Origin of the sequence: Streptomyces jumonjinensis (assembly GCF_009600885.1) — a bacterium.
Classification (GTDB): Bacteria; Actinomycetota; Actinomycetes; order Streptomycetales; family Streptomycetaceae; genus Streptomyces; species Streptomyces jumonjinensis.
The window spans coordinates 1-8,806 of the sequence record NZ_VCLA01000165.1 but is presented as its reverse complement, the minus strand read 5'-3'; the positions used below and the strand labels follow the sequence as shown (position 1 = coordinate 8,806).

Annotated in this window: 8 protein-coding genes; all 8 read left to right on the top strand. The window is 73.0% G+C overall.

Features of this window, described 5'->3' with window-relative positions; all coding sequences use genetic code 11:
* Positions 1-901, top strand: a 901-nt coding sequence (locus FF041_RS24100) for an NADPH:quinone oxidoreductase family protein (RefSeq protein WP_153524772.1), incomplete at its 5' end; no start/stop codon positions are given.
* Positions 902-1,094: 193 nt separating this feature from the next.
* A complete protein-coding gene (locus FF041_RS24095) occupies positions 1,095-2,276 on the top strand; it encodes an acyl-CoA dehydrogenase family protein (RefSeq protein WP_153524761.1) in 1,182 nt (393 codons plus the stop codon).
* On the top strand, positions 2,273-3,568 hold the full coding sequence (locus FF041_RS24090) for an acyl-CoA dehydrogenase family protein (protein WP_153524760.1): 1,296 nt from the start codon (positions 2,273-2,275) through the stop codon (positions 3,566-3,568). The genes FF041_RS24095 and FF041_RS24090 overlap by 4 nt, the downstream gene beginning before the upstream one ends.
* A gap of 189 nt (positions 3,569-3,757) precedes the next feature.
* Entirely contained in the window at positions 3,758-5,299 is a 1,542-nt protein-coding gene (locus FF041_RS24085) for an ABC transporter substrate-binding protein (protein WP_323392559.1), read from the top strand.
* Positions 5,300-5,352: 53 nt separating this feature from the next.
* Positions 5,353-6,318, top strand: a complete 966-nt coding sequence (locus FF041_RS24080; protein ID WP_153524770.1) for an ABC transporter permease — start codon at positions 5,353-5,355, stop codon at positions 6,316-6,318.
* On the top strand, positions 6,311-7,177 hold the full coding sequence (locus FF041_RS24075; protein ID WP_153524759.1) for an ABC transporter permease: 867 nt from the start codon (positions 6,311-6,313) through the stop codon (positions 7,175-7,177). Before FF041_RS24080 ends, FF041_RS24075 begins: the two co-directional genes overlap by 8 nt.
* Positions 7,129-8,172, top strand: coding sequence for an ABC transporter ATP-binding protein (locus FF041_RS24070; protein ID WP_407698189.1), 1,044 nt, complete (start codon positions 7,129-7,131; stop codon positions 8,170-8,172). The genes FF041_RS24075 and FF041_RS24070 overlap by 49 nt, the downstream gene beginning before the upstream one ends.
* Positions 8,165-8,806, top strand: a 642-nt coding sequence (locus FF041_RS24065; protein WP_323392548.1) for an ABC transporter ATP-binding protein, incomplete at its 3' end; no start/stop codon positions are given. The genes FF041_RS24070 and FF041_RS24065, both read left to right, overlap by 8 nt.

The following is an 8,806-nucleotide window of genomic DNA, read 5'->3' as shown; positions in this document are numbered from 1 at the left end:
CGACGAGACGGACCGGCCGGCGCCCGGCGCGGGCCAGGTGCTGCTGAAGGTCCGCGCCGCGAACGTCAACTTCCCCGACGCGCTGCTGTGCCGGGGCGAGTATCAGATCAGGCCGCCCCTGCCGTTCACCCCGGGCGTCGAGGTCTGCGGGGAGACCGAGGACGGCCGCCGGGTCATCGGCAACCCGGCCCTGCCGTACGGCGGATTCGCCGAGTACACCCTCGCCGACGAGGCCGCTCTGCTGCCCGCCCCCGACTCCCTCGACGACGCCGAGGCCGCCGCCCTGCACATCGGCTACCAGACCGGCTGGTTCGGGCTGCACCGCCGGGCCCGGCTGCGGGAGGGCGAGACCCTGCTCGTCCACGCGGCGGCGGGCGGTGTCGGCAGCGCCGCCGTACAGCTCGGCAAGGCGGCGGGAGCGCGGGTCATCGGGGTCGCCGGCGGTCCGGACAAGGCCCGCACCGCCCGTGAGCTGGGCTGCGACCTGGTCGTCGACCGGCATACGGACGACGTCGTCGCCGCCGTGAAGGAGGCGACCGGCGGCCGGGGCGCGGACGTCGTCTACGACCCGGTCGGCGGCGACGCCTACGCCCAGTCGGCGAAGTGCGTCGCCTTCGAGGGCCGGATAGTCGTCGTCGGCTTCGCGGGCGGCGCCATCCCCGCGCCCGCGCTCAACCACGCCCTGGTGAAGAACTACTCCATCGTGGGGCTGCACTGGGGGCTGTACAACCGGATGGACCCGGCCGCGGTCCGCGACTGCCACGAGCGGTTGACCCGGCTCGCGGCCGAGGGCGTCGTCCGACCGCTGATCAGCGCCCGGGTGCCGCTGAAGGACGCGGCGGACGCCGTCCAGCGGGTCGCCGACGGCAGGACCACCGGCCGGCTGGCCGTCATCCCGTGACCCGCCGCGGGGCCGGGTCCCCGCGGAGCGCGCGGACCCGCCCGGGGCCCGTCCGACGGACCCCGCCGGGCTCGCGTGCCCCGTCCCCGGACCCTGCGGGCCTGGGGAGACCTCAGGCGCCAGACCCCGCTCCCCGATCCGGCCTGATCCGTCGGACAGGCCCCGGCCCGGAGTTCCCGAGAGAGAGCCCCCGATGACCGACGCCGCAGAACTGCGCACCCTCGTACACGAGTTCCTCGCCGCGCACCCTCCCGCCGCCACCGGCCACGCCGACTTTCTGCGCGCCCGCTTCGACGCCGGGCTCGCCTGGGTGCACTACCCCAGGGGGCTCGGCGGGCTCGGCGCCTCGCGCCCGCTCCAGAGCGTCGTGGACGCCGAACTGGCCGCGGCCGACGCCCCCGACAACGACCCCCGCCGGATCGGCATCGGCCTCGGCATGGCGGCCCCGACCATCCTCGCCTACGGCTCCGACGACGTGAAGCGGCGCTTTCTGCGCCCGCTCTGGGTCGGCGAGGAGGTGTGGTGCCAGCTGTTCAGCGAGCCCGGCGCGGGCTCCGACCTCGCCGCGCTCTCCACCCGCGCCGTACGCGACGGGGACGACTGGATCGTCGACGGCCAGAAGGTGTGGACCTCCAGCGCCCATACCGCCCGCTGGGCCATCCTCATCGCCCGCACCGATCCCGAACTGCCCAAGCACCGGGGCATCACCTACTTCATCTGCGATATGACCCACCCGGGAGTGGACGTCCGCCCCCTGCGCCAGATCACCGGCGAGGCGGAGTTCAACGAGGTCTTCCTCACCGGTGTGCGGATCCCCGACGCCCACCGTCTCGGCGAGGTCGGCGACGGCTGGAACGTCGCGCGGACCACGCTGATGAACGAGCGGGTCTCCATCGGCGGCGGCCGGATCCCGCGCGAGGGCGGCATGATCGGCCCGGTCGCCCGGACCTGGCGCGAACGCCCCGAGCTCCGTACCCACGATCTCCATCAGCGGCTGCTGACCCTCTGGGTGGAGGCCGAAGTCGCCAGGCTCGCGGGGGAGCGGCTGCGCCAGCAGCTCGCCGCCGGGCGGCCCGGCCCCGAGGGCAGCGCGATGAAGCTCGCCTTCGCCCGGCTCAACCAGGAGATCAGCGGGGTGGAGGTGGAGCTGCGCGGCGAGGAGGGCCTGCTCTACGACGACTGGACCATGCGCCGCCCCGAACTGGTCGACTTCACCGGCCGGGACGCCGGATACCGCTATCTGCGCTCCAAGGGGAACTCCATCGAGGGCGGCACCAGCGAGGTACTGCTCAACATCGTCGCCGAACGGGTGCTCGGGCTGCCTTCCGAGCCGCGCGGCGACAAGGACATCGCCTGGAAGGATCTGGCCCGATGAGCGCCGACAGCCCGGGGAGCCCTGAGAGTGCCGACAGCCCGGGGACCCCTGGGAGCGCCGAGAGCCCGGGGAACTCGGGCAACCCGGGGAATCCCGGCCCCTCCGGCACCCCCGCTCCCTCCAGCACCCCTGACCCCCTGGAGCCCCCGCTGGGCGGCGGCCCCCCGCCGGATCTGCTCTACTCCTCCGCCGAGGACGAGCTGCGCGCCGCCGTCCGGGCCCTGCTGACCGACCGGGCCGACACCCCCGCCCTCCTCGCCCGCGCCGAGTCCGGCGACCCCTACGACCCCGCGCTCTGGACCACGCTCGCCCAGGACATCGGCGCGGCCGGTCTGCTCGTCCCGGAGAAGCTCGGCGGCCAGGGCGCGAGCCACCGGGAGGCGGCCGTCGTCCTGGAGGAACTGGGCCGCGGAGTGGTCCCCGCGCCCTATCTCACCAGCTCCGTCATCGCCACCGAGACCCTGCTCGCCCTCGTCGCCGACCACCGCCCCGCCCGCGCCGACCACCGTCCGGAGCACATCGACCGCACCGACCGCGTCGACCGCACCGAGACCGCATCCCTCCTCGCCGGCCTCGCCGCCGGTCGCACCACCGCCGTGCTCGCCGTGCCGCTCTCCACATCGCCGTACGGACCGCTCCCCTCCGGCGGAGCGCCCGTGCTGGGGATCGCCGACGCCCCCGCCGCCGACGTCCTGCTGGTCCTGGAGACCGATGGGCTGTACGCCGTCGCCCGGCCGCCCCTCACCCCGCAGACCGCGCTCGATCTGACCCGCCCCCTCGCCGGGGCGACCCCGAGCGGCGGCGGCGCCCGCCTCGCGGACCGTCCCGCCGGTGAGCGCGCCGTCCGCCGGGGACTGCTCACCGGCGCCGGGCTGCTCGCCTCCGAACAGCTGGGCGTCGCCGAATGGTGTCTGGCCGAGACCGTGCGGCACACCCGTCAGCGCCATCAGTTCAACCGGCCCATCGGCTCCTTCCAGGCGCTCAAACACCGGATGGCCCGGATCTGGCTGGAGGTCGTCTCGGCCCGCGCCGCCGCCCGCAACGCGGCCGACGCCCTCGCCGCCGGCAGCCCGGACGCCCCGACGGCGGTCGCCGTCGCACAGGCGTACACCTCCCGGGTCGCGGTGCACGCGGCCGAGGAGTGTGTCCAATTGCACGCGGGCATCGGAATGACCTGGGAGCACCCCGCGCACCTCTACCTCAAACGAGCCAAGTCGGCCGAGTTGGCGCTCGGTTCTCCCGGCAGCCATAAGCACGCCCTCGCCGGGCTGATCGATCTTCAGGCCCCGTAGCGGCCGGTACCGGCCGCCGGGGCTTGGCCGGTGTATCTCACACCGTTTTCCGTGCGGTTTAATGCAACCCGTTCGCAAAAGCAGCTGATCTTCAGTAGTAAGGGTGTGGGAGCCGTGTCTTCCCGTTCGAACCGATCGCGCCGTACGTTCCGCGGCCTCGCCGCCCTCGGCACGGTCGCTGCGCTGACCGTGGGTGCGGCGGCCTGCTCCGACCCGGAGAGCGGCACGGCGGGCGGCGGGGAGGCCGCCGATTCGGCCGTCGTCGGCATCGCCTATGAGCCGGAGAGCCTCAGCCCGCTGCTCGGCTTCGGCAAGGACGGCAATTCCAAGATCTTCGACGGGCTGCTCGCCTTCGACGCCGACATGCAGCTCAAGCCCGCTCTCGCCGCCGCCCTCCCCGAGGTCAGCGCGGACGGTCTGACCTACACCTACAAGCTCCGCCAGGGCGTGAAGTTCAGCGACGGCAAGCCCTTCGGTGCCAAGGACGTCGTCTTCACGTACCGCACCATCCTGGACGAGAAGACGAACAACGCCTCCAAGTCCGAACTCGACGCCGTCAAGAGCGTCACGGCCAAGGGCGACGACACCGTCGTCTTCACCCTGAAGTACCCCTACGCCCCCTTCGCCCAGCGGACCGTGCTGCCCATCGCGCCCCAGCACATCGCGGGTGCGCAGGACGTCAACACCGGCCCCTTCACCACGGAGCCGATCGGGACCGGCCCGTACATCCTCAAGGACTGGTCCCGGGGCGAGAAGATCAGCTTCAAGGCCAACCCCGGCTACTGGGGCGGCGTGCCCAAGGTGAAGCAGTTCACCATGGCGATCATCAAGGACGACGACGTACGCGCCACCCGGCTGCGCGCGGGCGATCTCGACGGCGCGATCCTGCCGCCCAACCTCGCCGAGGGCTTCCAGGGCGACCAGGCCAAGAAGACCCATGCCGCCACCACCTACGACTACCGGACGGTGACCCTGCCGTCGGGGAACAAGGTCGCCGGGGACACGGCCGTACGCCGGGCCCTCGACATCGCCGTCGACCGCGAGGCCATGGTCGACAAGATCCTCGAAGGCGCCGGCAAGCCCGCCTACGGGCCCGTGCCCACCGACAGCGAATGGTTCGCCCAGGGCACCGAGCGCACCCACGACCTGGACGCGGCCAAGAAGATCCTCGATGACGCGGGCTGGAAGCCCGGCGAGGACGGCATCCGCGTCAAGGACGGGGTCCGGGCCGAATTCCCGCTCTGGTACCTCTCCGGCGACCGGCTCCGCCAGGACCACGCGCTCGCCTACGCCTCCGACGCCAAGAAGGCCGGCATCTCCATCAAGACCCAGGCGGGCACCTGGGAGGTCATCGAGCCGCGGATGAAGCAGGACGCCGTCCTCGCCGGCGGCGGCGCGCCCGGCGACCCCGACTTCGACCAGTATCTGCTGCTCACCTCCTCGCTCGCGGGCGACGGATTCAACAACATGGCCTGGTACGACAACCCGACCGTCGACAAGGCCCTGGAGAAGGGCCGGGAGAGCGGCGACAAGAAGGTCCGCAAGGCCGCGTACGACACCGTCCAGCGCGAACTGGTGAAGAACCCCGGCTACACCTTCCTGACCCACATCGACCACCTCTACGTCGTCGACGACACCTGGGAGCCGCTGACCACCCAGGTCGAGCCGCATGACCACGGACTGGCCTCCGGCCCCTGGTGGAACGTCGAGGACTGGACGCCGAAGAAGTGACCGTCGGCCTCCACAAGGAAGGGACGGCGGGCCACCGTCTCCCCTGGGGGCCGATGGCACGGATGGCGGGGCGGCGGACACTGCTCGCCGCCCCCGTCCTCCTCCTGGTGACCTTCGGCGTCTTCGCCGTCGCCGACGCCTCCCCCTTCGACCCCGTCAAGGCGTACACCGGCACCGCCGGACTGACCGCCTCCCAGGAGAGCCTGGACCAGATCCGCGCCAACCTCGGCGTCGACCAGCCCCTGGTCACCCGCTGGTGGAACTGGCTCACCTCAGCGCTCACCGGCGACCTCGGCGACTCCAGCGTGATGCGCCAGCCCGTCGCCGACGTCATCGCCGAACGCGTCGGCTGGTCCGCCCTCCTGGCCGCCGCCGCGTTCGCGCTCGCCATCCTGCTCGGCACCGCGCTCGGCGTGCTCGCCGCCCGCCGCCGCGGCGGCTGGCTCGACCGCGTCGCCAGCTCCGCCGCCTACACCCTCGAAGCCGCGCCCGCCTTCTGGCTCGGACTCCTCGCCATCTGGCTCTTCGCCCTGAAACTCGGGGTGCTGCCCGCCGGCGGACTCACCGACACCGGCAGCGACGTCGTCACCTTCGACCAGGTCGCCACCCATCTGGTACTGCCCGCGGCCGTCCTCGGGATCTCCCAGCTGCCGTGGTTCTTCCTCTACGTCCGCCAAGGCGTCGCGGACGCGCTGGACGAGGACCCCGTACGCGGCGCCCGCGCCCGCGGACTGAGCGAACCCGTCGTCCTCCTCGGCCACGCCCTGCGCTCCGGAATGCTCCCCATGCTCACCCTCATCGGCTCCCGCGTCCCCGAACTGATCACCGGAGCACTCCTGGTGGAGACCGTCTTCAGCTGGCCCGGCATCGCCGCCGCCACCGTCGAGGCCGCCACCTCCGCCGACTTCCCGCTGCTCGCCGCACTCACCGTGCTCGCCACCGCGGCCGTCCTCATCGGCAATCTGCTCTCCGATCTCCTCTACGGACTCGCCGACCCGAGAGTGGGCTTCGATGGCTGACCGGACCTGGACCTCCCACGGGCGCACCCGCCGCTCCACCCGCACGGTCCGCGTCTCGGCCTCGGCCCTGATCGTCGCCGCCGTCGTCCTCGCCGTACTGATCGTGCCCCCCATCGTCCAGCTCGACGAACAGGCAGTCGACCTCTCCCAGAAGCTGCTGCCACCGTCCTGGGAACACCCCTTCGGCACCGACGACGTCGGCCGCGACCTGCTGCTGCGCTGTGTCTACGGACTGCGGATCTCCCTGCTCGTCGGAGTCGTCGCCGCCCTCGTCGCCACCGTCGTCGGCACCCTGGTCGGCGCTGCGGCGGCAGCCTTCGGCGGCTGGACCGACCGGATCGTGATGCGGCTGGTCGACACCTTCGCCTCCGTGCCGCATCTGCTGCTCGGAATCTTCATCGTGGCGATGTTCCGGCCCGGGGTATGGCCCGTCGTCGCCTCCGTCGCCCTCACCCACTGGCTCTCCACCGCCCGGATCGTCCGCTCCGAAGTCCTCTCGCTGCGCTCCCGCCCCTTCATCGACGCGGCGATATCCGGCGGCTCCTCACGATGGCGCGTCACCGCCCGCCATCTGCTGCCCGGCGTGCTTCCCCAGGCCGGCCTCGCCGCCGTGCTGATGGTGCCGCACGCCATGTGGCACGAGTCCGCGCTCTCCTTCCTCGGCCTCGGCCTCCCCAGCCACCAGGCCAGCCTCGGCAATCTCGTACAGACCGCCCGGAGCTCCCTCCTCGCCGGCGACTGGTGGCCCACCCTCTTCCCCGGACTGTTCCTGATCATTCCCACCCTCGCCATCGCCGGCCTCGCCGGAGCCTGGCGGGAACGGATCAACCCCCGCCGCCGATCGGAGCTGATGCTGTGACCGCCGTCCTGTCGGTACGCGACCTCTCCGTACGCTTCCGGATGCGCGGCGGGCACCATGTCGCCGCCGTCTCCTCGGCCTCCTTCGACCTCGCCGCGGGGGAGTGCCTCGCCCTCATCGGCGAGAGCGGCTGCGGGAAATCCGTCCTCGCCTCCGCCCTCCTCGGACTGCTCCCCGGCAACGCCCAGACCAGCGGCGCCGCCACCGTCGACGGCATCGAACTCCTCGGCGCGGACGAACGCACCCTCGCCCGCACCGTCCGCGGACGCCGCATCGGCCTCGTACCCCAGAGCCCCGCCGCCCATCTCACCCCCGTACGCACCGTCCGCGCACAGCTCGAAGAGACCGTCCGCGCGCTCACCGCCACACCCCGGCGCTCCATCCGCGAGGCCGCCGTCGCCGCCGCCGAACGGGCCGCCTTCCCCGCCGGACACCTCGACCGCCACCCCCATGAACTCTCCGGCGGACTCGCCCAGCGCGCCGCCACCGCCCTCGCCCTCATCGGCGACGCACCCCTCCTCCTCGCCGACGAACCCACCACCGGCCTCGACCGCGACCTCGTCGACCGCACCGCCGACGAACTCCGCCGCCATATCGACGACAGCACCACCGGCCGCGCGCTGCTGATGATCACCCACGACCTCGCCGCCGCCCAGCGCATCGCCGACCGCGTCGCCGTGATGTACGCAGGCCGGATCGTCGAGATCACCGACGCCACCGCCTTCTTCGGCGACCCGGGCCCCCGCCACCCCTACGCCCGGGGCCTGCTCGCCGCCCTCCCCGAACGCGACTTCACCCCCATCCCCGGAATGCCCCCCGAACTCGGCGACCTCCCCGACGGCTGCGCCTTCGCCGCCCGCTGCGACCGCGCCGCCGCCCGCTGCGGCACCCGCCCGGACTTCACCGCCGGCCTCGCCTGCCACCACCCGGTCACCTCCCCGGAGCAGGAGCCCGACGGCCCTCCGCCGGCACGCCAGGAGCCCCACCGTGTTTGAACTCGACGCGATCACCGCCGGATACGACCGCCGCGACCCCGTCGTACGGAACGTCTCGCTCACCCTCGCCCCCGGCGAGGCCGTCGGCCTCCTCGGCCCCAGCGGCTGCGGCAAATCCACCTTCGCCAAGGTCGCCGCCCTGCTGCACCGCCCCTACGGGGGCCGGGTCGTCATCGACGGCGACACCGCCCTCGGCTGGCGGCACACCGCACCCCGCGCCCAGCGCACCGCCATCGGCGTCGTCTTTCAGCAGCCCAGAATGTCGGCCGACCCCCGGCTGTCCCTCCGCGATCTGATCGCCGAACCCCTGCGCGCCACCGGCCGCCGCGACGAGGTCGCCGCCCGCACCGGCGAACTCGCCGAGACCGTCGGCCTCACCGCCGACCTGCTGACGCGCCGGCCCCATGAGGTCAGCGACGGCCAGCTCCAGCGCGCCTGTCTGGCACGAGCGCTCGTGCTGCGCCCGCGCTGGCTCGTCTGCGACGAGATGACCGCCATGCTGGACGCCTCGACCACCGCCGCGCTGGTGGCGGCCGTCGAGGAGTACCGGAGCGCGCACGGCGCGGGACTGCTGGCCGTCGGGCACGATCGCGTACTGCTGGAACGCTGGTGCGACCGCACCCTTCACTGGCCG